Consider the following 23,188-nt stretch of genomic DNA (forward strand, 5'->3'; position numbering starts at 1 on the left):
CCCCTGCCCGCCCCCCCCACGTTCGGCCCGCCGGTCACCTCCCCCCAGCCTCCCCCCTCACCAGCGGGAACGGCCGGCAGGCCGATCCGCCGCTCCCGCCGCCCGCAAGAAAATCCTGTCCGAATCATTGACGCACCCCGGACCCCTCCGTAACTTGTGCCAGCAAGCGCTTACTTGAAACGATTCATGAGGCGCGCGGCGACGATGCTGCGGGGAGGGCCCGACTGTGGGAACCAGGAATCTTGACAGGCGTACGATCCTGAAGGCGGCCGGGACGTCGGCGGCCACGCTGGGGCTCGCCGCGGCGACCGGGTGCGGAGGCGACAGCGGTTCCGGGAACGGGACGGTGACGATCCGTTACTCCTGGTGGGGTGCCGAGGAGCGGGCCAAGAAGATCAACCAGAGCATCGCGCTCTTCGAGGAGAAGTACCCGAAGATCAAGGTCAAGACGGACTTCCAGACGTACCAGTCCTTCTGGGAGAAGTTCCAGACGCAGGCCGCCGGAGGAAATCCCCCGGACGTTTTCCAAAACGCCGTCACATTCCTTAGGAAATACGACAAGCGAGGAATTCTCCTCGATCTGAAGTCACAGGTGCAGGCCAGAAATCTGAGCCTGGATCACTTCCGCGAGGGCGTCACGAAGGTCGGCGAGGTCGACGGCAAGCAGCTCGGCGTTCCCGTGGGCTCCAACACCATGGCGCTCGTCATCGACAAGAAGGTCTTCCGGAAGGCGGGCGTCGAGCCGCGGCCGGGCTGGACCTGGGACGAGTACTTCAAGGCCCTGAAGACCATCCACGACAAGACGAAGATCCCCGGGGACACCGGCTACTTCACCATCATGTACCTGTACGACCTCTACCTCCGTCAGAACGGCAAGGCGTTCTTCACCGACGACGGACTCGGCTTCGACAAGGCCGACCTGACGGAGTGGTGGACCGACGGCTACAACCGGGTCAAGGCCGGCCACGTCACCGATCCGAAGGTCGTCTCCCAGGACCAGCCCAAGTCCTCCCTCTCCGCCGGTCACGGCGCCTCGGAGTTCACCTGGGACAACTTCACCGTCCGCTACTCCGCGGAGGGCGACAGCGAGTACGGCCTCGCCCCCATCCCCACCACGGACGGCCAGCACACCGGCCAGTACCTCGCCTCCCTGATGCTCAGCGCCTCCGCCCACACCTCCCACCCCAAGGAGGTGGCGCAGTTCATCGACTTCATGGTCCACGACCCCAGGGTCGGCAAGATCATGGGCTACGACCGGGGCATCCTCGCGAGCACCGAGCAGTACGAGGCCTACCAGCCGGCCGACGCGGTCAACAAGGAGATCGCGCAGTACGAGGAGGACACCGCCAAGTCCGGCGTCCTCGGCACGATCACCCCGCACCCCTCCGGAGCCGACACCATCGAGGCCGCCTTCCTGCGCATCGGTGGCGACCTCGGACAGGGCAAGGCGAAGGTCGTGGACTCGGTGAAGCAGTTCTTCACCGAGGCCGAGGCCGCCTTCCAGGCCTGAGGGGAACCGCCGTGACGCTCGTCAAGGACTCGGTGCCCGCGACCCGCGCGGCACGCTCGGCCGCCACCGCGAAGGCGGGGCGGCCGGGCCGGCGGCGGGAGAACCTCGCCGGCTACCTCTTCATGTCCCCGTGGATCGCCGGCTTCCTGCTGCTGACCGCGGGCCCGATGACCGCCTCGCTGTACTTCGCGTTCACCGACTACAACCTCTTCACCACCCCGAAGTGGGTCGGGTTCGACAACTTCACCAAGATGTTCGACGACCCGCGATGGCAGAAGTCGGTGGAGGTGACGGCCAAGTACGTCGTCATCGGCACCCCGCTGAAGCTGCTGCTCGCCCTCGGCGTCGCCCTGCTCCTCGCCCAGAGCCGGCGCGGCCAGGCCTTCTACCGGGCCGCCTTCTACGCCCCCTCGCTCATCGGCGCGAGCGTCTCGGTCGGCTTCGTCTGGCGGTCGCTGTTCTCCGACGACGCCGTCGTGGACCGTACGCAGAGCTTCCTCGGCTTCCACGTCGGCGGCTGGGTCGGCAACGCCGACTGGGTGCTGTACTGCCTGGTCGCGCTGACCGTGTGGCAGTTCGGGGCGCCCATGGTCATCTTCCTGGCCGGGCTCAAGCAGGTGCCCAGGGAGCTGTACGAGGCGGCCGAGATGGACGGCGCCGGCCCCTTCAGGAAGTTCTGGAACATCACCCTGCCGATGATCTCCCCGGTGCTCTTCTTCAACGTGCTGCTGGAGACCATCCACTCCTTCCAGATCTTCGGCTCGGCCTACGTCGTGTCCAACACCTACTGCGGACCGGCCGACGCCACGCTCGTCTACACCTGCTACCTCTACCAGCAGGGCTTCAAGAACTCCCAGATGGGCTTCGCCTCCGCCATGGCCTGGATGCTGCTGCTCGCCGTGGCCCTGGTGACGGCCGTCCTCTTCTGGTCGCAGAAGAAGTGGGTGCACTACGAGGAGGGCGCCCGGTGAGTGCGACCATCACGACCAAGCAGTCCGCGCCGACCCGCCGGCGCACCGGCTCCCTCGCCTGGCACCTCGGCGCCCTGCTGATCCTGGCCGTCATCCTCTACCCGGTCGTCTGGGTGATCGGCGCCTCCTTCAAGCCGAGCAAGGACATCATCAACAGCCTCACGCTGTTCCCGTCCCGGCCGGTCCTGTCCAACTTCAAGGGCCTCGCCGACGGCATCGCAGACATCTCGATCTGGACGTTCTTCCAGAACTCCCTCTTCTACGCGGGCGGAGCGGTCGTCGGCGTCCTGATCTCCTGCTCGCTGACCGCGTACGCCTTCGCGCGGATCAGGTTCGCCGGGCGCAACCTGCTGTTCTCCCTCATGATCGGCACGCTCCTGCTGCCGTACCACGTGCTGCTGATCCCGCAGTACGTGATGTTCCAGAAGCTGGAGCTGGTCAACACCTATGTGCCGCTGCTGATCGGCAAGTACCTCGCCACCGAGGCCTTCTTCGTCTTCCTCATGGTGCAGTTCATGCGGAACCTGCCCCGTGAGCTGGACGAGGCCGCCCGCCTGGACGGCTGCGGGCACCTGCGCATCTACTGGTCGGTCGTGCTGCCGCTGTGCCGGCCCGCGCTCATCACCAGCGCGATCTTCACCTTCATCAACGCCTGGAACGACTTCATGGGCCCGCTGATCTACCTCAACGAGCCCGGCAAGTACACCGTCTCCCTGGGCCTGATGATGTTCCGCGACTCCGACGGTGTGGCCGCGAACTACGGCGGCATGATCGCCATGTCCCTGGTCGCGCTGCTGCCCGTGCTGCTGTTCTTCCTCGCCTTCCAGCGCTACCTCATCGACGGCATGGCGACCTCCGGACTGAAGGGCTGAGCGCATGTCCTCAGCACGGGTGAAGCCGCGCAGGGAATCCGCGTTCGCGGAGGGCTTCGGCGTCTTCGCCGAATGCCTGCTGACCGGGGTGTGGATCGCGGTGGCCTGCCTCGGGATCGTCACCTACCCGGCCGCGTTCGCCGCCGGCGCCCGCCACCTGCGCCGCCGTACGGCTCAAGAGGGCGGCGGGTGGCGGGAGTTCATCGCCGACTTCCGGTCCGCGCTGCGCGGGGGGTGGGTGGTCGGCGTCGCCGGATGGGTCGCCGCGCTGCTCGCCTGGGTGGACGTCCAGGCCGTGCGGGCCGGGCTGCCCGGCGGGCCGCTGGTCGGGGCCGTAGGACTGTTCGCGCTGCTCGGGCTGGCCGTGGCCGGGCTGCGGGCGGCGGCGGTCTGGGCGCCGGGGGAGCGCTGGCGGGTGCTGCTCGCCGACGCCGGGCGGCGTACCGTCCGGGATCCCGCCGGCTCCTTCCTGCTCGTCGGCGGAGCCGTTCTGACCTGCACGTCCGCCCTGCTCATCGCCCCGCTGGCGGTTCCCGTACTGGGGGCCGTCGCCGCGGCGGCCGTCGCCGTCGAGAAGCGGTACCGGCGCCGCTGAGCCCGCCGGTGGTACCCGGCGCCGCTGAAGCCCGCGGTGCCCGTCACGCAAGGTCGGTGCCCTGAGCGCCGTACCTCCTCCTGTCATGCCCCTGACCAGAACCGTACGGAAGGAAGGCTCATGTCTCCCATCCCCCGCAGGTCCCTCCTCAAGGCCGCCGCCGTCGCCGGAGCCGCCGCCCAGTTCAGCTGGGCCCTGGGGGCCAGGAACGCCGAGGCCGCGCCCGGAGCCGCCGGCGACGGCGCCGACCCGGTGACCCTGGACTGGCTGGAGGACGGCGGCCTCGGCGCGGCACCCGGCGCCACCGTCGGCGTGCCCTGGCCCATGGGCGCCCAAGGGGAGGACCAGACCTTCGCCGTCACGGACGCCGGCGGCGAGGCCGTCCCCGTCCAGACCTGGCCGCTCGCCTACTGGCCCGACGGCTCCCTCAAGTGGACGGCCCACGCCGTCAGTTCGGGCAGCGGGAAGCTCACGCTCACCGCGGGCACCCCCACCGCACCAGTGAAGGAGGTGACCGTCGGCACAAGCGGCGGCACCATCGACGTCTCCACCGGCGTCATCACCGCGAAGATCGGCAGGAACGGGTCCACGATCGTCAAGTCCGTCACCCGCGGGTCCACGGAGATCGCCAGGAACGGCAGGCTCGTCCTGATCCGGCAGCCCGAGATCGAGGACGAGGACCAGGGCACGGTCAGGACCGAGCGGTTCGACGGCGCGATCTCCGAGGTCACCGTCGAACAGGACGGCCCCGTCCGGGCCGTCGTCCGCGTCGACGGCAAGCACCGCAAGGGCGACCGCGGCTGGCTGCCGTTCTCCCTCCGCCTCTACTTCTACGCCGGCTCCGACTCCTTCCGCATGGTGCACACCATCACCTACGACGGCACCCAGGAACCCGGCAAGGCCTCGGGCGACTTCATCCGCGGCCTCGGCGTCCGCTTCACCGTGCCGATGCGCGACGCCGCCTACGACCGCCACATCCGCCTCGGCGGCGAGGGCACCGGTCTGTTCCGCGAGGCCGTCCAGGGCATCACCGGACTGCGCCGCGACCCCGGCGCCGCCGTGCAGGCCGCGCAGTACGAGGGGAAGAAGCTGCCCGACCCGGCCACCTGGGACCAGCGGGTGACGACCCGCCTGCAGTACGTCCCGCACTGGGGCGACCACACCCTCGCCCAGCTCTCCGCCGACGGCTTCACCGTCCGCAAGCGCACCAAGAAGGGCCACGGCTGGATCACCGCCGGCGGCGGCCGGCGCGCCTCCGGCTTCGGCTACGTCGGCGGCGCGAGCGGCGGCCTCTCCTTCGGCCTGCGGGACTTCTGGGAGAAGTTCCCCGCCCAGCTCGACATCCGCGACGCCCACACCGACGCGGCCACCGTCACCCTCTGGCTCTGGTCGCCCGAGGCCCAGCCCATGGACCTGCGCTTCTACCACGACGGCAGGGGCCAGGACACCTACGCCGAACAGCTCGAAGGCCTCAACATCACCTACGAGGACTACGAGCCCGGGTTCGGCACCCCCTACGGCATCGCCCGGACCTCCGAACTTCTCTTCTGGGCCAACGACTCCACCCCTGCCGCCGAGACCCTCGCTCGGCAGGCCGAGGCCGTCCGGGTGCTGCCCCAGCTCGCCGCCCCGCCCCGGCAGCTCATCAAGGCCAAGGTCTTCGGGCCCGGCCTGTTCGCCGAGCCGGACCGCTCCACCCCGGCCAAGGCGAAGATCGAGGACCACCTGGACTTCCTCTTCACCTACTACAAGGACCAGGTGGAGATGCGCCGCTGGTACGGCTTCTGGGACTACGGCGACATCATGCACACCTACGACTCCGCCCGGCACGTGTGGCGGTACGACATCGGCGGCTACGCCTGGGACAACTCCGAACTCTCGCCCGACCTGTGGCTCTGGTACGCGTACCTGCGTTCCGGCCGGTCCGACATCTTCCGCTTCGCCGAGGCGATGACCCGGCACACCGGCGAGGTCGACGTCTACCACCTCGGGAAATGGGCCGGCCTCGGCACCCGGCACGGTGTCCAGCACTTCGCCGACAGTGCCAAGCAGCAGCGCATCGCCAACACGACGTACCGGCGCTTCTACTACTTCCTAACTGCCGACGAACGCGTCGGCGACCTCATGCACGCCAACGTCGACTCCGACGAGACCTTCCTCGTCCTCGACCCGCAGCGCAAGGTCCGCACCGACCCCTACACCCCCGACCGGCACGCCCTCTCGATCGGCTTCGGCACCGACTGGAGCGGCCTGGTGTCGGCCTGGCTGACGGAGTGGGAACGCAAGGGACCCAAGTGGGAGAAGGCCAAGGCGCGCGTCCTGTCCACCATGGAGGGCATCGCCGCCCAGCCCAACGGTTTCGTCCAGGGCAGCGGGCTGTACGACCTCGACACGGGTGAGTTCGCCGTCGCCGACAAGCCGGTGGTCTCCGTCTCCCACCTGTCGGCCGTCTTCGGGCTGAACGAGCTGTGCGCCGAGCTGATCCACCTCGTCGACATGCCGGAGTTCACGGAGGCCTACCTGGACTACTGCCGCTACTTCAACGCCACCAAGGCCGAGCAGAAGGCCCGCTACGGCTCCGACTTCGGCAGCCTGCTGCTCTTCCAGGGGCATTCGCGCCTCGACGCCTACGCCGCCGTCCGGACCGGCGACGCGGCCCTCGCCAGGCGGGCCTGGGCCAAGTTCTACGGCTCCGACGGCTACACCGAGTCCTCCCCCTGGAGGACCGAGAAGCTGACCGGGCCGGCCACCCTGGTCGCGGGGAGCGAGGCGGCCTGGGTGTCCACCAACGACACCGTCCTCTACGGCCTCGCCGCCATCGAGAACCTGGCGCTGCTCGGCGACAAGATGCCGGCCTGACCGGGACTGCCTGGGCCGGGACTGGGGGAGCGCCGCTGCACGGGCGGCGGCGCTCGCGCCCCCAGTGTGACGCCGGCCACGGCCCGGCGCATGAGTACCCGTACTCAGACGTGCGCGTGTGTTCTCCACGTGTGCGCGCGCCACACTCGACCCATGGACTGGAACCACTACCGCTTCCGCAGCGTGTGGGCCCTGCCCGCCCCGCCGGCGACCGTGTACGCGGCACTGGAGCGGGCCGAGGACTATCCCCGCTGGTGGCCCCAGGTGCGGGCGGTGACCCGGCTGGACGACGGCACCGGCGTGATCACCATCCGGTCCGCGCTGCCGTACGCCCTCACGTCCACCGTGCGGGAGACCCGCCGGGACCCGGCCGCCGGCGTCCTGGAGGTCACCCTGTGCGGCGACATCGACGGCTGGGCCCGCTGGACGGTCACCCCCGCCGGCCCCGGCACCCTTGCCCGGTACGACCAGGAGGTCCGTGTCCGCAAGCCCCTGCTCAGGCGGCTCGCCGTACCGGGACGGCCGCTCTTCCGCCTCAACCACCGGCTGATGATGCGGGCCGGGCGGCGCGGACTGCTGCGGCACCTGCGAGCGGTTTGAAGGAACCCCGCCGGGACCTGTATTGTTCAGTGCGTTCCCGGGCGATTAGCTCAGTGGGAGAGCGCTTCGTTCACACCGAAGAGGTCACTGGTTCGAACCCAGTATCGCCCACCGGGAAAGGCCGGTCCGCCGCAGCGGACCGGCCTTCTTCATGCCGCCGGGCCCCTCACGCCGCCGCCGGCAGCTCCGGCCTGAGCGGCCACTCCGTGCTGACGACCTCCTCCGAGCCGCTGCGGGCGAACCACGCCTGCAAGCCCCGTGCCTGCGCCGCGTGCCAGTTCGCCTGCAGCGTGTGCAGGTCGGCGGGGGACAGCCGCTCCAGCCGGGCCGCGAACCGGCGGCCCAGCGCCCGTACGACGTCCATCGCGGCCAGCGCGTCCGCCGCCGCGTCATGCGCGTCCTGCAGCGTCACCTCGTAGTGCGCGCACAGGTCCGTCAGCGTGCGCCGGCCCTTGCGGTACCGGTCCAGATGCTTGTCCAGCACCCGTGGGTCCAGCACCCTGAGCGGCACCGACTCGAACCAGCGGTCCAGCGGCGACGCCCGGTGCCGGCGCAACTCCCGGTCCAGCAGCGTCAGATCGAACGGCGCGTTCATCACCACCAACGGCCGGCCCAGCGCCGCGTGCTCGGCCAGCTGCTCGGCTATCTCGTACATCACCGGAGCCGGCCAGCGCCCGTTGTGCTGGAGGTGCTCCTCCGTCAGCCCGTGCACCGCCGTCGCCGCCTCTGGCACCGGCACACCCGGGTTCACCAGCCACCGGGTGATCCGGGGCCGGGTCCCCGGCGCATCCTGGACGACGACGGCGGCCGACACGATCCGGTCGGTCTCGACGTCCACGCCCGTCGTCTCCGTGTCGAAGGCGGCCAGCGGCCCCTCGTACCAGGTCGTCATCCCAACCCAACTCCTCGTTCACCGACGGCAGGTGACGTTCCGTCTTCTGCCCGTTTGGTGATACCCGGGCCGTTTGCGCCGTACGCCGGGAGGAGACAACAGGAGTACGGGTCTTTGCAGTTCAGCGGCCCGCACTGGGGAAACCCTTGCCTTGGAAGGCTGTTGGTCATGGCCATAGCGCAGCCCGAGCGGGGCGGGCTGCTGCCCGAACGTCCGGGTCACCTTCGCGGCTCGCTCGCCACCACCGCCTGCATGGAGACACTGCAGGTCGGCTATCTGCACGCGGTCGCCGCCGCGGCCGGCTGCTCGCTGTCCCAGCCCTTTCCGGACAACGGCATCGACTGGCACGTCAGCCACAGCGCACCCGGCCACACCGTCGACGACGAGGTCACGATCAAGGTGCAGCTGAAGGCCACCTACCAGGTCCCGCCGAGCCCACCCGGGCGCACCTTCTCCTTCACCCTCGACAACGACCACCTGCGCAAGCTCGCCCGCACCCCCGTCTCGGTCCACAAGATCCTGGTCGTCATGCTCGTGCCGCGCTCCCAGGACGACTGGTTGCGCGCCAGCCACGACCGCCTCGACCTGAGGCACTGCTGCTACTGGATCAACCTCGCGGGCCATCCCATCACCGGCCGGAACCGGACCACCGTGCGGATACCGACCTCGCGCATCTTCGACGACCGGGCGCTCTGCGAGATCATGACGCGCGTCGGGACGGGAGGCAGACCATGAGGAACCGTCCCTTCGACGAGCCGGTACGGCAGCTCCGGCCGCACCCCGACGACCTCCCCTGGAACCGGCCTCCCCAGCCCGCCGACGTCGACCCCGCCGTACTCGGCGCCCTGCTGCACCGGCACGGCTGGCAGCGGCGCGGCGGAGCACCCGGCCGGTACGGCCGCTGGACCCCGCCCGGCCCGGGCGGTGGCGGCGGAACCAGTCTGCTCGTCCCCGAGAGCCGCGCCTTCCCCGACAGCGACGACCTGCTCGGCGAGGCCCTCGACGCCCTCGCCCGCAGCCACACCCCCTCGGCGCGCGAGGTCCTGATCTCCCTCGCCGTACCCAGCGACGAGATCCGCTGGTGGCGTGACACCCCCAGCGGGCCGGCCGGCGCCGCCCCCTGGACGGCCGACGCCGACCTGCGCGGCGCCGCCCGGCAGACGCTGCTCGCCGCCGCGCTCGCCGCGCGCGCGTGTGCCGGCTACTACGGCGCCCGCCACCGCCGCTCCGCCGCCGCCCTCCTCGACGACGTCCTCGTCGGCCCCGCCACCGAGGGCCGCACCCTCACCGCCTTCGTCCCCGTGCCCACCGGCCGCCCCCTCGCCGTCCGCCTCCACCAGGCCCTCCACGCCGCCCGCGAGGCCATCGACTACCGGCGGGCCACCGGCGGGATGGACGCCTTCGACGGCGCCGTCGAGGCCGGTGTCAGCCGGGAACTCACCGAGGCGCTCGCCACCCTCGTCCGCGGCACCGAGGGCGCGCGCGTCGCCGTCGCCTGGGCACCCGGCGCCGGCGTCCCGGAAGGCTGCGCCCCCTCCGCCGAACCCGTCGAGTTCTCACCCGGCGACCTGCCCGCGCTCCGCGAGGCCGCCGCCCGCTACCTGCGCGCCGAACCCTCCGTCCCGGTCAGCGTCACCGGCGCCGTCGTCCGCATGCGCCGCTCCGGGCCCGGCGGCGAGGGCACCGTACGCCTGCGCGTCCTCGCCGGCGCCGACGTCCCGCACGTCCGGGTCACCCTGGACGAGGAGGACTACCGCATCGCCGGCCACGCCCACCTCGTCGGCCTCCCCGTCCGCGTGCACGGCCGGCTGGAGCGCCGTGGCGGCTTCCGCAGGCTCACCGGCGCCTCGGGGGTCGTCCCCGTGCAGGTGGACGAGGCCGAGCGGGACCGGCTGCTGAAGTCCCTCCAGGAGAACCTCGACTTCTTCGAGGAGGCGTGCGGGGAGGCGTGACGGGCGGGTGACCGAAGGTGACCGTTTCGCGGTCGGTGCCGTCGGGTCGGTACGATCGCCTGTGCGCGCGCTCCTGGTATGGCGCCGCACCCCACCTTCAGTCAGGAGAGACCGGTGTCAGACGTCCGTGTGATCATCCAACGCGATTCCGAGCGGGAAGAACGCGTGGTGACGACGGGCACTACGGCCGCCGACCTCTTCGCGGGCGAGCGCTCGATCATCGCCGCGCGCGTGGGCGGCGAGCTGAAGGACCTGGCGTACGAACTGTCCGACGGCGACGAGGTCGAGGGCGTCGAGATCTCGTCCGAGGACGGCCTGAACATCCTGCGCCACTCCACCGCGCACGTCATGGCGCAGGCCGTGCAGGAACTCTTCCCCGAGGCCAAGCTGGGCATCGGCCCGCCCGTCAAGGACGGCTTCTACTACGACTTCGACGTCGAGAAGCCGTTCACGCCCGAGGATCTCAAGGCCATCGAGAAGAAGATGCAGGAGATCCAGAAGCGCGGGCAGCGCTTCTCCCGCCGTGTCGTCACCGACGAGGCGGCCCGCGAGGAACTGGCGGACGAGCCGTACAAGCTGGAGCTGATCGGCCTCAAGGGCTCGGCGTCGCACGACGACGGCGCGGACGTCGAGGTCGGCGCCGGCGAGCTGACGATCTACGACAACCTGGACGCCAAGACCGGTGAGCTGTGCTGGAAGGACCTGTGCCGCGGTCCGCACCTGCCGTCGACCCGCCTGATCCCGGCGTTCAAGCTGATGCGCAACGCGGCCGCCTACTGGCGCGGCAGCGAGAAGAACCCGATGCTCCAGCGCATCTACGGCACCGCCTGGCCGTCCAAGGACGAGCTGAAGGCGCACCTGGACTTCCTCGCCGAGGCCGAGAAGCGCGACCACCGCAAGCTCGGCTCCGAGCTGGACCTCTTCTCCATCCCCGAGCAGATCGGCTCCGGCCTCGCGGTCTTCCACCCCAAGGGCGGCATCGTCCGCCGGGTCATGGAGGACTACTCGCGCCGCCGCCACGAGGAAGAGGGCTACGAGTTCGTCTACACCCCGCACGCGACGAAGGGGAAGCTCTTCGAGACGTCCGGGCACCTGGACTGGTACGCCGAGGGCATGTACCCGCCCATGCAGCTCGACGAGGGCGTGGACTACTACCTCAAGCCCATGAACTGCCCGATGCACAACCTGATCTTCGACGCGCGTGGCCGTTCCTACCGCGAACTGCCCCTGCGCCTCTTCGAGTTCGGGACCGTGTACCGGTACGAGAAGTCGGGCGTCGTGCACGGCCTGACCCGCGCGCGGGGCTTCACGCAGGACGACGCGCACATCTACTGCACCCGTGAGCAGATGTCCGAGGAGCTGGACAGGACGCTCACCTTCGTCCTCGGCCTGCTGCGCGACTACGGTCTGACCGACTTCTACCTGGAGCTGTCCACCAAGGACCCGGAGAAGTTCGTCGGTTCCGACGAGGTCTGGGAGGAGGCGACCGAGACCCTGCGCCAGGTCGCCGAGAAGCAGGGCCTGCCCCTCGTCCCCGACCCGGGCGGTGCCGCCTTCTACGGCCCGAAGATCTCGGTGCAGGCCAAGGACGCCATCGGCCGGACCTGGCAGATGTCGACCATCCAGCTCGACTTCAACCTGCCCGAGCGGTTCAACCTGGAGTACACCGGTCCGGACGGCTCCAAGCAGCGCCCGGTCATGATCCACCGCGCGCTGTTCGGCTCCATCGAGCGCTTCTTCGCCGTCCTCCTGGAGCACTACGCGGGTGCCTTCCCGGCGTGGCTGGCCCCGGTCCAGGCGATCGGCATCCCGATCGGTGACGCGCACGTGGAGTACCTGCAGAAGTTCGCGACCGCGGCCAAGAAGCAGGGCCTGCGCGTCGAGGTGGACTCCTCCTCCGACCGCATGCAGAAGAAGATCCGCAACGCCCAGAAGCAGAAGGTGCCCTTCATGGTCATCGCGGGCGACGAGGACATGTCGAACGGCTCGGTGTCCTTCCGCTACCGCGACGGCTCGCAGGAGAACGGCATCCCGTTCGACGAGGCCATCGCGAAGATCGCGAAGGTGGTCGAGGAGCGGTCCCAGGTCTGAACGGCCTGAGCCTCGAGGGCCCCCGGGATCACGGTCCCGGGGGCCCTTCCCTGTCCTCGTCCCCCTCCTGGGAGAACCGCTGGAGCAGCAGCGACGAGACGGACCCCGTCACCGCGCCCAGCAGGGCGAGGCCGCAGGCCATGAGGCCCACGGCGATCGTGCGGCCCCAGGGGGTGACGGGGGTGACGTCGCCGTAGCCGACGGTCGCCAGGGTGGAGCAGGTCCACCACACCGAGTCGCCGAACGTGCGGATCGTGGCGTGCGGGGCCCCGCGTTCCTGCTGGTACACGGCGAGCGCGCCGGAGAAGCCCAGGAGCAGCGCGGACAGGCCGGCGTAGAGCACCACGCGCGCGTGCAGCGTGAGCCGGGCGCGGCCACTCCTGCGCCGGACCACGTCGTACAGCCGCACGATCCGCAGCGGCCACAGCAGCGGCAGCAGCATGACCAGAGTGTCCAGCCAGTGACGGGTCAGGAAGCCGAGCCCGCGGCCGCTCAGCCGCCAGTGCACCGCGTAGTCGACGACGAACACCGCCCAGGCGGCCCCGATGACCGCCCGCAGGAGGTCGTGTGCGATCGGGGGCAGGCCCGGCACCAGCACGTGCGCCGCGTAGCCGGCGAGGTAGAGCAGCGACGCGACGCCGAGAGGCAGCGCGGCGCGCCCCTCCCAGCGTTCCCAGCGACGCGTACGGCCGTCGTCGTCCACCGGCCAAGCTTGGCCGGAGACCGTCCACCGGCCGCCCCGGCGACACGCCGGGAAGGGGTGAAGCCATATGCTGCCTAGCATGACGAGTGAGCCGGAGCAGCAGATCGGAGTGGGGACGCAGGACGCGTTCCAGCGCCTGTGGACGCCCCACCGGATGGCCTACATCCAGGGCGAGAACAAGCCGACCGGCCCGGGGGCCGGCGACGGCTGCCCCTTCTGCTCGATTCCGGCCAAGTCGGACGAGGACGGGCTGATCGTCCGGCGCGGTGAGCATGTGTACGCCGTACTCAACCTGTACCCGTACAACGGCGGCCATCTGATGACCGTGCCGTACCGTCATGTGGCCGACTACACGGATCTGACCGGGCCGGAGACCGCCGAGCTGGGGGAGCTGACCAAGCAGGCGATGACCGCCCTGCGGACCGCGTCCGGCGCACAGGGCTTCAACATCGGCATGAACCAGGGCACGGTCGCGGGGGCAGGCATCGCCGCGCATCTGCACCAGCACATCGTCCCGCGCTGGGGCGGCGACACGAACTTCATGCCGGTCGTGGGCCACACCAGGGTGCTGCCGCAGTTGCTGGCGGACACCCGGAAGATGCTGGCGGAGGCGTGGCCGACGGCGGCCTGACCCGCCTGCCCCGCGTGCGAGGACGAGACCGTCTGCCGGTCACGGGCGATGCGGAGGTCCGGGGCCGCGGCCCCACGCCCCCGCACCGGCCGAACCGCCGCGGGCCTACGCGTCGTAGAGGTCGGCCTTCTTCGGTGTCGGGTCCTGGACGTTGCCGCTGAGGAAGGCCGAGCGGGCGCCGAACTTCTCCGTGTTCACGCCGTTCTCCTCCAGCAGCTTGATCGCGGCGGAGTGGACCACGCGCAGCACCGGTGTCGCCGCGCGCAACGCGTCGTCGGCCATGAAGCGGTGGCGCCACGGCTGGTCGGCCCAGGCGTGCCGCAGGCCGAACGGCTCGGGCAGGCCGAGCGAGCCGCCGAGCCAGTTCAGCAGCGGCGGGTACCAGGTCAGCGGGGCGCGCACGGCGAGCCGTACGACCTCGTCGGTGGTGACCAGCGGCAGCTTGATCGTGCGGTTCTCCCAGGGTTTGAGGGACTTGGCGACCTCCTTGGTCGGCGCCTCCGGCTTGCTGGTGAACAGCGGGTTCACCGGTCCCAGCGCGTGCCCGGTGACCTCGATGCGCAGGGTCTCGTGCAGCACGGTCACGGTGATCAGCATGGTGATGACCAGCTGTCCGTCCCAGAGGGTCCACTGCACGCCCAGGTAGTGCCGGTCGCCGCTGCCGAACTGCTGCTTGTTGCAGATCTCCTGTATGGCGTGCGGCTTGACCTGGAAGGCCTCGACGTCGGTGCCCTCGGGCCGGGACACCGCCGTGGCCTTCTCGCCGATCGGGGTGACGATCCAGTGCCGTATCGACGGCTTGGGGAAGCCGCCGGTGTTCAGGGGGCCGCGCTCCAGGAGGGTGAGCTGGTCGTGGATCGCGCGGATGACGTCCCAGCTGCGGAAGGGGTGGATCTCCCGGCCGGGGTCGGCGGGCACGAGGTCCTCGGCGAGCTGCCAGGCGCCCCAGCGGGTGCCCATGCCGAGTATGCCCTTGGGGCCGGCGTAGAAGACCGAGTTGGACTGCTGCTCGGCGCTCAGCCGGGCCAGTGACTGCCGCAGTGCCTCCGCGGCGGTCTGGCCGGGGCCGCGGGGCACGGCCTCCGGGACCTTGGCGCCGACGCTGGTGCCCGAGAGCAGGCCGTCCCAGCGGGCCCGCAGGTCCTTGGCGGTGCGCTCGCAGATCTGCTTGGCCCAGAGCCAGCCGAGCACGGGGACGACCACGGACGCGCGGGCGTACCACGCCCAGAAGCCGGAGAACGGCATCTTGAGCAGGAACAGCGCGGCGAGCACGCCGACGCCCAGCAGGAGCGCGGTGCCCAGTGCCCCGGCCCGCTTGTCGTCGCGCTTGGCGACGAAGGTGCGCAGCTGGAAGACGAGCAGCCAGCCGATCATCCCGGGCAGGAAGAGCAGGCCGCAGACGACGGTGATGGCGGTCAGGCGGTTGTCGCGCTCCCGGCGGATGTTGTTGGCGGCCAGGGCGTGTTCAACGACGAACTGCGGTTCGGAGCCGAAGGACTGGATGAGCGGCTTGCGGCCGGGGGCCAGCATCCGGTCGACCAGGGCCCGGGAGAACGCCTCGCCGAGGTTGGGCCGGAACAGCTTGATCCGGCCGGGCTTGACGGTCGACTGGTGCCACTCGTTGTCGGCCTTCTTGATCTCCTCGACCGGGCTGTCCCGGTACGCCGCGGAGGCCAGCGCGGAGGTCGCCGCCTGCCCCTCGTCGCCCGAGACGGGTACCTGGGGCCCGTCCCACTCCGTTCCAAACGACATTCCCGCCCCCATCGCCGCCGGTGCCGTTCCTGCGGCCTTCCCGACTTCCCTGCTCCGCACACCTGTTGGACCGGTCGCCGTGCCGACACCGGTCGGCTGCCGGTCGGTTGCGGCACGACGACATCAGGTGATCAGCGTATCCGCCGGCACCGACAACGCGTGGGCGGACGGCCGAAGCCGCCCGCCCGTGCGCCGGTCGTGCGCCGGCGGACTATCCCTCGTCCCCGGCCTGTTCGCGGATGCGTTCGGCGATCTGCGGCGGCATCGGCTCGTGCCGGGCGTAGCTCCGGTCGAAGCGGGCCGTGCCGTGCGAGAGCGAGCGCAGGTCCACGGCGTACCGCCCGATCTCGAACTCGGGCACCTCGGCGCGGATCAACGTCCGCCCGGTACCCACCTGTTCGGTGCCGAGCAGCCGGCCGCGACGGCCGGAGAGGTCGCTCATCACGGCGCCCACGTAGTCGTCGCCGACCAGGACGGTCACCTCCGCGACCGGCTCCAGCAGATGGATCTTCGCGTCCGCCGCGGCCTCGCGCAGCGCGAGCGCGCCCGCCGTCTGGAAGGCGGCGTCGGAGGAGTCCACCGAGTGGGCCTTGCCGTCCACCAGCGTGACCCGCACGTCGACCAGGGGGTAGCCGGCGGCGACGCCCTTGGCGGCCTGGGCGCGTACGCCCTTCTCGACGGACGGGATGAACTGGCGGGGCACCGCGCCGCCGACCACCTTGTCGACGAACTCGATGCCCGAGCCGCCCGGCAGCGGTTCGACCTCGATCTCGCAGATGGCGTACTGGCCGTGGCCGCCGGACTGCTTGACGTGCCGGCCGCGCCCGGCGGCCCGGGTCCCGAACGTCTCCCGGAGGGAGACCCTGTGCGGGACGACGTCGACCTGCACGCCGTAGCGGTTGCGCAGCCGTTCCAGGGCGACGTCGGCGTGGGCCTCGCCCAGGCACCACAGGACGACCTGGTGGGTGTCCTGGTTCTGTTCCAGGCGCATGGTCGGGTCCTCGGCGACCAGCCGGGCCAGGCCCTGGGAGAGCTTGTCCTCGTCGGCCTTGCTGTGCGCGTGGATGGCGAGCGGCAGCAGCGGGTCGGGCATCTGCCAGGGCTCCATCAGGAGCGGGTCGTCCTTGGCGGACAGGGTGTCGCCGGTCTCGGCGCGGCCGAGCTTGGCCACGCAGACCAGGTCGCCGGCGACGGCGTGGGTGACCGGGCGCTGCTGTTTGCCGAAGGGCATGGACAGGGCGCCGACCTTCTCGTCCACGTCGTGGTCCTCGTGCCCGCGGTCGGCGAGGCCGTGCCCGGAGACGTGCACGGTCTGGTCCGGGCGCAGGGTGCCGGAGAAGACGCGGACCAGCGAGAGCCGGCCGACGTACGGGTCGGAGGAGGTCTTGACGACCTCGGCGACCAGCGGGCCGTCCGTGTCGCACGGCTTCAGCTCGCGCGGCTCGCCGCCGATGGTGGTGACCCCGGGCAGCGGGTGCTCGAACGGGGTCGGGAAGCCGCGCGTGATCAGTTCCAGCAGCTCCAGCGTGCCGAGGCCCTGCCTGGCGCCCTCGGCGGCGGGGGCCGCGGCCAGCACGGGGAAGAACGAACCGCGTGCCACGGCCCGCTCCAGGTCCTCGATCAGCGTCTTGACCTCGACCTGCTCGCCGCCCAGATAGCGGTCCATGAGGGTCTCGTCCTCGCTCTCCGCGATGATCCCCTCGATGAGCCGGTTGCGGGCCTCCTCGATGTCCGGCAGCTGGTCCTCGCCAGGCTCGGACTCCTTGCCCTCCCCGGTCGAGTAGTCGAACAGCTTCTGCGACAGCAGTCCGATGAGCCCGGTCACGGGCGCGTGCCCGTCGGGGCCCTCGGGGCCGCGCAGCGGCAGGTACAGGGGCAGGACGGCGTCCGGGTCGTCACCGCCGAATGCCTCCGCGCAGGTCCGGGTCATCTCCTCGAAGTCCGCGCGCGCGGCCTCCAGGTGCGTGATCACGATTGCGCGGGGCATGCCGACCGCCGCGCACTCCTCCCACACCATCCTGGTCGAGCCGTCCACGCCGTCGGAGGCCGAGACGACGAAGAGGGCCGCGTCCGCCGCCCGCAGACCGGCCCTCAGCTCACCGACGAAGTCGGCGTAGCCCGGGGTGTCCAGGAGGTTGATCTTGATGCCGTCCCACTCGACCGGCACCAGGGAGAGCTGCACCGAGCGCTGCTGCCGGTGCTCGATGTCGTCGTAGTCGGAGACGGTGCCGCCGTCCTCGACGCGCCCTGCCCGGTTCACCGCCCCCGCGGTCAGCGCGAGGGCCTCCACGAGGGTCGTCTTTCCCGAGCCGGAGTGGCCGACCAGCACCACATTCCGTACGGACGCGGGTCGGTCGGCCGCCAGAGCCCTGCCGGCGGCCCCGGGGTGGTGTGTCTGTGCCTTGTCGCCCATGATCCTGCCTCCCGTGCACGGTGAGGTCACTGTGGGCGCGGACACGCGGGATCCGCGTGTGCGGCGGCTCCGGCGACGCCCGCGGTTATTCGAGCTTTCCACTCCCGTCACGTCGCGTCCATACGAAGGACCGCGAAGGGCGCGCAGGGTGAGTACGCGGCACCGATCGCGTCACGCACACCCCGCGCGCAGCGGCACGCGCCGGTTCCCGGCGCGGCTGTGGGTGCCCGCCCGTCACGCACACGCGCGCGTGGCTACGATGGGCCAGCCGGCGGCCACCAGGGGCCGCGGCGACACCGACCGTCGGGAAGGCCATGCTGAACAAGTACGCGCGTGCATTTTTCACGCGTGTCCTCACACCGTTCGCCGCGTTTCTCATCCGCCGGGGCGTGAGCCCCGACACGGTCACGCTCATCGGCACGGCCGGGGTGGTCGCGGGCGCGCTGGTCTTCTACCCCAGGGGCGAGTTCTTCTGGGGCACGGTCGTCATCACCCTGTTCGTCTTCTCCGACCTGGTCGACGGCAACATGGCCCGTCAGCTCGGCCGCTCCAGCCGCTGGGGCGCCTTCCTGGACTCCACCCTGGACCGGGTCGCCGACGGCGCGATCTTCGGCGGCTTCGCGCTCTGGTACGCGGGCCGGGGCGACGACAACGTGCTGTGCGCGGTCTCGATCTTCTGCCTGGCGAGCGGCCAGGTGGTGTCGTACACCAAGGCGCGCGGCGAGTCGATCGGGCTGCCGGTCGCCGTCAACGGGCTCGTCGAGCGCGCCGAGCGGCTGGTGATCTCGCTGGTCGCGGCCGGTTTCGCGGGCCTGCACAAGTTCGGCGTGCCGGGCATCCAGTGGCTGCTGCCCATCGCCCTGTGGATCGTCGCCGCCGGCAGCCTGGTCACGCTGATCCAGCGGGTCGTCACCGTCCGCCGCGAGTCCGCCGAGGCGGAGGCGGCGGCCCGGCAGAGCACGAGCGAGGCGACGCAGTGAGCGCCGCCGACCGGCTCACCGACGCGCTCTACGGGCTCGGCTGGAGCACCGTCAAGAAGCTCCCGGAGCCCGTCGCGGTGCGCCTCGGCCGGACCATCGCCGACCTCGCCTGGAAGCAGCGCGGCAAGGGCGTCCAGCGGCTGGAGTCCAACTACGCGCGCGTGGTGCCGGGCGCCACCGCGGAGCGGCTGGCCGAGCTGTCCCGCGCGGGCATGCGCTCGTACCTGCGCTACTGGATGGAGTCCTTCCGGCTGCCGGCCTGGAGCGCCGAGCGCGTGCGGACGGGCTTCGACCCCAAGGACGTGCACCACCTGACCGACGGCCTCGCCGCCGGCCGGGGCGTGATACTCGCCCTGCCCCACCTGGCCAACTGGGACCTGGCCGGCGCCTGGGTCACCACCGAGCTGAAGACGCCGTTCACGACGGTCGCCGAGCGTCTGAGGCCCGAGACGCTGTACGACCGGTTCGTCGCCTACCGGGAGGGCCTCGGCATGGAGGTCCTGCCGCACAGCGGCGGCGCTGCCTTCGGCACCCTGGCCCGCAGGCTGCGCGACGGCGGCCTGGTCTGCCTGGTCGCCGACCGCGACCTGTCCGCCTCCGGCGTCGAGGTCGACTTCTTCGGCGAGACGGCGCGGATGCCGGCCGGACCGGCCCTGCTGGCCCAGCAGACCGGCGCGCTGCTGCTGCCCGTCACCCTCTGGTACGACGAATCGCCCGTCATGAAGGGCCGTGTGCATCCGGCGATCGAGGTCCCCGAATCAGGTACCCGGGCCGAGAAGACGTCTGTCATGACACAGGCGCTGGCCGACGCCTTCGCCACCGGGATCGCCGACCACCCGGAGGACTGGCACATGCTCCAGCGGCTGTGGCTCGCCGACCTCGACCCCGCGAAGGGACCCGCGTGAGAATCGGGATCGTCTGCCCGTACTCCTGGGACGTGCCCGGTGGCGTCCAGTTCCACATCCGCGACCTCGCCGAGTACTTCCTCCGGCTCGGCCACGAGGTGTCCGTCCTCGCCCCGGCGGACGACGACACCCCGCTGCCGCCCTACGTCGTCTCGGCCGGCCGGGCGGTCCCGGTGCCGTACAACGGCTCGGTGGCCCGGCTGAACTTCGGGTTCCTGTCGGCCGCGCGGGTACGGCGCTGGCTGCACGAGGGCGCCTTCGACGTGGTGCACATCCACGAGCCGACCTCACCCTCGCTCGGCCTGCTGACCTGCTGGGCGGCGTCCGGCCCGATCGTGGCCACCTTCCACACCTCCAACCCGCGCTCGCGCGCGATGATCGCCGCGTACGCGATCCTCCAGGCCGCGCTGGAGAAGATCAGCGCGCGGATCGCGGTCAGCGAGTACGCCCGCCGCACCCTGGTCGAGCACCTCGGCGGGGACGCGGTGGTCATCCCCAACGGCGTCGACGTGGACTTCTTCGCCGAGGCCGAGCCCAAGCCGCAGTGGCAGGGCGGCACCATCGGCTTCATCGGCCGCATCGACGAGCCCCGCAAGGGCCTGCCGGTCCTGATGCGGGCCCTCCCGCGGATCCTGGCCGCCCGCCCCGGGACCCGGCTGCTGGTCGCCGGCCGCGGCGACGAGGAGGCGGCCGTCGAGGACCTGCCGAGGGAACTGCGCTCCAGCGTGGAGTTCCTCGGCATGATCAGCGACGAGGACAAGGCCCGGCTGCTGCGCAGCGTCGACCTGTACGTCGCCCCCAACACCGGCGGGGAGAGCTTCGGCATCATCCTGGTCGAGGCGATGTCCGCGGGCGCCCCCGTGCTCGCCTCCGACCTGGACGCGTTCGTGCAGGTCCTCGACCAGGGCGAGGCCGGCGAGGTCTTCACCAACGAGGACGCCGACGCGCTGGCCGAGGCGGCCGTACGGCTGCTGGAGGACCCGGCCCGCCGAGCCGAACTGCGCGAGCGTGGCAGCGCCCACGTACGGCGGTTCGACTGGTCCACGGTCGGCGCCGACATCCTGTCCGTCTACGAGACGGTGACGGCGGGCGCGGCAGCGGTGGGCGCGGACGAACGGACCACGGGCCTGAGGGCGCGGTTCGGGCTGGCACGGGACTGAGGCGGGGCCGTACGGAGCGGGGCGGGAGCAGTCGCGCCGGCGCTCCGGGAGGCGTGAACCGGCCCCTGGGGGCCGTCTGCGCAGCCGATAGCCTTCCGTCGTGACCGCAACCCTCATCTGGATCCTCGTCGCGCTCCTCGCCATCGGCGTGTACCTCAGCTGGACGGCCGGGCGGCTGGACCGGCTGCACGTGCGGATGGACGCGGCCCGGGCCGCGCTCGACGCCCAGTTGCTGCGGCGGGCCTCCGTGGCGCAGGAACTGGCGACCTCGGGCGTGCTGGATCCGGCCGCCTCGATCGTGCTGTACGAGGCCGCGCACGCGGCCCGGCAGGCCGAGGAGGAGCAGCGGGAGGTGGCCGAGAGCGAGCTGAGCCAGGCGCTGCGGGCGGTCTTCGCGGACCCGGCGCAGGTGGAGGCCGTACGGGAGGCCCCCGGTGGCGAGGAGGCGGCCCGTGAGCTGGCCGAGGCCGTCCGCCGGGTGCCGATGGCCCGCCGCTTCCACAACGACGCCGTGGGCGCCGCCCGCAGACTCCGTGAGCACCGCAAGGTCCGCTGGTTCCGGCTGGCCGGCCACGCCCCCTTCCCGCTGGCCGTCGAGATGGACGACGAGCCGCCCGCTGCCCTGGTCGAGAGGGTCTCCTGAACGCCGGGTGGACCAAAAAGGATCCACCGGCTTGCCATTGGCCCTTGCTGTGGCCTGGTCCATTCACGTTTCCTCGGCGGTGCAGAAAACCCTCTTCCCTTCAGTGAGGTCACCCGTGTCCACCATCGAGAACCAGGCTCCCGAGACCGGCACCGCCCGTGTGAAGCGCGGCATGGCCGAGCAGCTCAAGGGCGGCGTGATCATGGACGTCGTCACGCCGGAGCAGGCGAAGATCGCCGAGGACGCGGGCGCCGTCGCCGTCATGGCCCTGGAGCGGGTCCCGGCCGACATCCGCAAGGACGGCGGCGTGGCCCGCATGTCCGACCCGGACATGATCGAGGGCATCATCGACGCCGTCTCGATCCCGGTCATGGCCAAGTCCCGCATCGGCCACTTCGTCGAGGCCCAGGTCCTGCAGTCCCTCGGCGTCGACTACATCGACGAGTCCGAGGTGCTCACCCCGGCCGACGAGGTCAACCACTCCGACAAGTGGGCCTTCACCACCCCCTTCGTCTGCGGCGCCACCAACCTGGGCGAGGCCCTGCGCCGCATCGCCGAGGGCGCCGCGATGATCCGCTCCAAGGGCGAGGCCGGCACCGGGAACGTCGTCGAGGCCGTCCGCCACCTGCGCCAGATCAAGAACGAGATCGCCCGCCTGCGCGGCTTCGACAACCACGAGCTGTACGCCGCCGCCAAGGAGCTGCGCGCCCCGTACGAGCTGGTCAAGGAGGTCGCCGAGCTGGGCAAGCTCCCGGTGGTGCTGTTCTCCGCCGGTGGCGTGGCCACCCCGGCCGACGCCGCCCTGATGCGTCAGCTCGGCGCCGAGGGCGTCTTCGTCGGCTCCGGCATCTTCAAGTCCGGCGACCCGGCCAAGCGCGCCGCCGCCATCGTCAAGGCCACCACCTTCTACGACGACCCGAAGATCATCGCGGACGCCTCCCGCAACCTCGGCGAGGCCATGGTCGGCATCAACTGCGACACCCTCCCCGAGGCCGAGCGCTACGCGAACCGCGGCTGGTAAGGCACTGGAACCCATGAACACCCCCGTCATAGGCGTCCTGGCCCTCCAGGGCGACGTACGGGAGCACCTCATCGCCCTGGCCGCGGCCGACGCCGTGGCCAGGCCGGTGCGGCGCCCCGAGGAACTCGCCGAGGTCGACGGACTCGTCCTGCCCGGCGGCGAGTCCACCACCATCTCCAAGCTGGCCATCCTGTTCGGCGTGATGGAGCCCCTCCGCGCGCGCGTGCGCGCCGGCATGCCGGTCTACGGCACCTGCGCGGGCATGATCATGCTCGCCGACAAGATCCTCGACCCGCGCTCGGGCCAGGAGACCATCGGCGGCATCGACATGATCGTGCGCCGCAACGCCTTCGGACGGCAGAACGAGTCGTTCGAGGCAGCGGTCGACGTCAAGGGCGTCCCGGGCGATCCTGTGGAGGGCGTCTTCATCCGCGCCCCCTGGGTGGAGTCGGTGGGCGCCGGGACCGAGGTGCTCGCCGAGCACGACGGCCACATCGTCGCCGTACGCCAGGGCAACGCGCTCGCCACGTCGTTCCACCCGGAACTGACGGGCGACCACCGCGTGCACTCCCTGTTCGTCGACATGGTGCGCGCGCACCGGACACCGGAGTAGGACGAGAGTCCTTGTAGGATCTCTG

At 71.1% G+C, this 23,188-nt stretch carries 20 protein-coding genes and 1 tRNA gene; 17 read left to right on the forward strand and 4 right to left on the reverse strand.

The features are described 5' to 3' along the window. Positions 1-226: 226 nt before the first annotated feature. From OO52_RS16080 to OO52_RS16110, 7 genes are all read left to right on the forward strand, one after another. Positions 227-1,510, forward strand: a complete 1,284-nt coding sequence (locus tag OO52_RS16080) for an ABC transporter substrate-binding protein (RefSeq protein ID WP_030644633.1) — start codon at positions 227-229, stop codon at positions 1,508-1,510. A gap of 11 nt (positions 1,511-1,521) precedes the next feature. Continuing rightward, positions 1,522-2,481 (forward strand): carbohydrate ABC transporter permease, encoded by a 960-nt coding sequence (locus tag OO52_RS16085; RefSeq protein ID WP_030644635.1) that lies wholly within the window; start codon positions 1,522-1,524, stop codon positions 2,479-2,481. Continuing rightward, positions 2,478-3,353, forward strand: a complete 876-nt coding sequence (locus OO52_RS16090; protein WP_030644637.1) for a carbohydrate ABC transporter permease — start codon at positions 2,478-2,480, stop codon at positions 3,351-3,353. Before OO52_RS16085 ends, OO52_RS16090 begins: the two co-directional genes overlap by 4 nt. Positions 3,354-3,357: 4 nt before the next feature. Beyond that, positions 3,358-3,948, forward strand: coding sequence for a hypothetical protein (locus tag OO52_RS16095; protein WP_030644639.1), 591 nt, complete (start codon positions 3,358-3,360; stop codon positions 3,946-3,948). 120 nt (positions 3,949-4,068) lie between these two features. Beyond that, positions 4,069-6,807, forward strand: a complete 2,739-nt coding sequence (locus tag OO52_RS16100; RefSeq protein ID WP_030644642.1) for a hypothetical protein — start codon at positions 4,069-4,071, stop codon at positions 6,805-6,807. Between the two features lie 153 nt (positions 6,808-6,960). Beyond that, positions 6,961-7,407 carry an SRPBCC family protein gene (locus tag OO52_RS16105; protein WP_030644644.1) on the forward strand — a complete coding sequence of 149 codons (447 nt, stop codon included), beginning with the start codon at positions 6,961-6,963 and terminating at the stop codon, positions 7,405-7,407. A gap of 39 nt (positions 7,408-7,446) precedes the next feature. After that, positions 7,447-7,518: transfer RNA gene (locus tag OO52_RS16110), tRNA-Val, on the forward strand. Positions 7,519-7,573: 55 nt separating this feature from the next. Here the strand turns inward: OO52_RS16110 and OO52_RS16115 are convergent. After that, on the reverse strand, positions 7,574-8,299 hold the full coding sequence (locus OO52_RS16115; RefSeq protein WP_030644646.1) for a 3'-5' exonuclease: 726 nt from the start codon (positions 8,297-8,299) through the stop codon (positions 7,574-7,576). A gap of 168 nt (positions 8,300-8,467) precedes the next feature. Here OO52_RS16115 and OO52_RS16120 point away from each other — a divergent pair, with 168 nt between their 5' ends. The 3 genes from OO52_RS16120 to thrS all read left to right on the forward strand — a co-directional run bounded on the left by OO52_RS16120 (position 8,468) and on the right by thrS (position 12,342). Beyond that, positions 8,468-9,034 (forward strand): DUF4365 domain-containing protein, encoded by a 567-nt coding sequence (locus OO52_RS16120; protein WP_030644648.1) that lies wholly within the window; start codon positions 8,468-8,470, stop codon positions 9,032-9,034. Beyond that, positions 9,031-10,251 (forward strand): hypothetical protein, encoded by a 1,221-nt coding sequence (locus tag OO52_RS16125; RefSeq protein WP_030644650.1) that lies wholly within the window; start codon positions 9,031-9,033, stop codon positions 10,249-10,251. The genes OO52_RS16120 and OO52_RS16125 overlap by 4 nt, the downstream gene beginning before the upstream one ends. A 114-nt stretch (positions 10,252-10,365) precedes the next feature. Continuing rightward, positions 10,366-12,342 carry a threonine--tRNA ligase gene (gene thrS, locus OO52_RS16130; protein ID WP_030644652.1) on the forward strand — a complete coding sequence of 659 codons (1,977 nt, stop codon included), beginning with the start codon at positions 10,366-10,368 and terminating at the stop codon, positions 12,340-12,342. A gap of 28 nt (positions 12,343-12,370) precedes the next feature. On the opposite strand, the gene OO52_RS16135 is transcribed toward thrS, so the two are convergent. Continuing rightward, positions 12,371-13,045 carry a potassium channel family protein gene (locus OO52_RS16135; protein WP_030644654.1) on the reverse strand — a complete coding sequence of 225 codons (675 nt, stop codon included), beginning with the start codon at positions 13,043-13,045 and terminating at the stop codon, positions 12,371-12,373. A gap of 67 nt (positions 13,046-13,112) precedes the next feature. Here OO52_RS16135 and OO52_RS16140 point away from each other — a divergent pair, with 67 nt between their 5' ends. After that, entirely contained in the window at positions 13,113-13,676 is a 564-nt protein-coding gene (locus OO52_RS16140) for an HIT family protein (RefSeq protein WP_030644656.1), read from the forward strand. A gap of 105 nt (positions 13,677-13,781) precedes the next feature. On the opposite strand, the gene OO52_RS16145 is transcribed toward OO52_RS16140, so the two are convergent. Beyond that, positions 13,782-15,428 carry a hypothetical protein gene (locus OO52_RS16145; RefSeq protein ID WP_030644658.1) on the reverse strand — a complete coding sequence of 549 codons (1,647 nt, stop codon included), beginning with the start codon at positions 15,426-15,428 and terminating at the stop codon, positions 13,782-13,784. A gap of 211 nt (positions 15,429-15,639) precedes the next feature. Then, positions 15,640-17,841: an elongation factor G-like protein EF-G2 gene (locus tag OO52_RS16150; protein WP_030644660.1), complete on the reverse strand. Its 2,202-nt coding sequence runs from the start codon at positions 17,839-17,841 to the stop codon at positions 15,640-15,642. Positions 17,842-18,155: 314 nt separating this feature from the next. On the opposite strand from OO52_RS16150, the gene pgsA reads away from it, so the two are divergent. The 6 genes from pgsA to pdxT all read left to right on the forward strand — a co-directional run bounded on the left by pgsA (position 18,156) and on the right by pdxT (position 23,163). Beyond that, positions 18,156-18,821 carry a phosphatidylinositol phosphate synthase gene (gene pgsA / locus OO52_RS16155; protein ID WP_030644662.1) on the forward strand — a complete coding sequence of 222 codons (666 nt, stop codon included), beginning with the start codon at positions 18,156-18,158 and terminating at the stop codon, positions 18,819-18,821. Further along, entirely contained in the window at positions 18,818-19,726 is a 909-nt protein-coding gene (locus OO52_RS16160; protein WP_030644664.1) for a phosphatidylinositol mannoside acyltransferase, read from the forward strand. Before pgsA ends, OO52_RS16160 begins: the two co-directional genes overlap by 4 nt. Further along, entirely contained in the window at positions 19,723-20,886 is a 1,164-nt protein-coding gene (locus OO52_RS16165; protein WP_030644666.1) for a glycosyltransferase family 4 protein, read from the forward strand. Before OO52_RS16160 ends, OO52_RS16165 begins: the two co-directional genes overlap by 4 nt. A 100-nt stretch (positions 20,887-20,986) precedes the next feature. Continuing rightward, positions 20,987-21,529: a membrane protein gene (locus OO52_RS16170; protein ID WP_030644668.1), complete on the forward strand. Its 543-nt coding sequence runs from the start codon at positions 20,987-20,989 to the stop codon at positions 21,527-21,529. Positions 21,530-21,644: 115 nt separating this feature from the next. Next, the gene (pdxS, locus tag OO52_RS16175; protein ID WP_030644670.1) at positions 21,645-22,550 is read left to right on the forward strand and encodes a pyridoxal 5'-phosphate synthase lyase subunit PdxS; all 906 of its coding nucleotides are present in this window, start codon (positions 21,645-21,647) and stop codon (positions 22,548-22,550) included. A gap of 13 nt (positions 22,551-22,563) precedes the next feature. Beyond that, on the forward strand, positions 22,564-23,163 hold the full coding sequence (gene pdxT / locus OO52_RS16180; protein WP_030644672.1) for a pyridoxal 5'-phosphate synthase glutaminase subunit PdxT: 600 nt from the start codon (positions 22,564-22,566) through the stop codon (positions 23,161-23,163). Positions 23,164-23,188: the final 25 nt, after the last annotated feature.

This window comes from Streptomyces flaveolus, assembly GCF_000716535.1.
In the GTDB taxonomy this organism is placed as follows: Bacteria; Actinomycetota; Actinomycetes; order Streptomycetales; family Streptomycetaceae; genus Streptomyces; species Streptomyces flaveolus_A.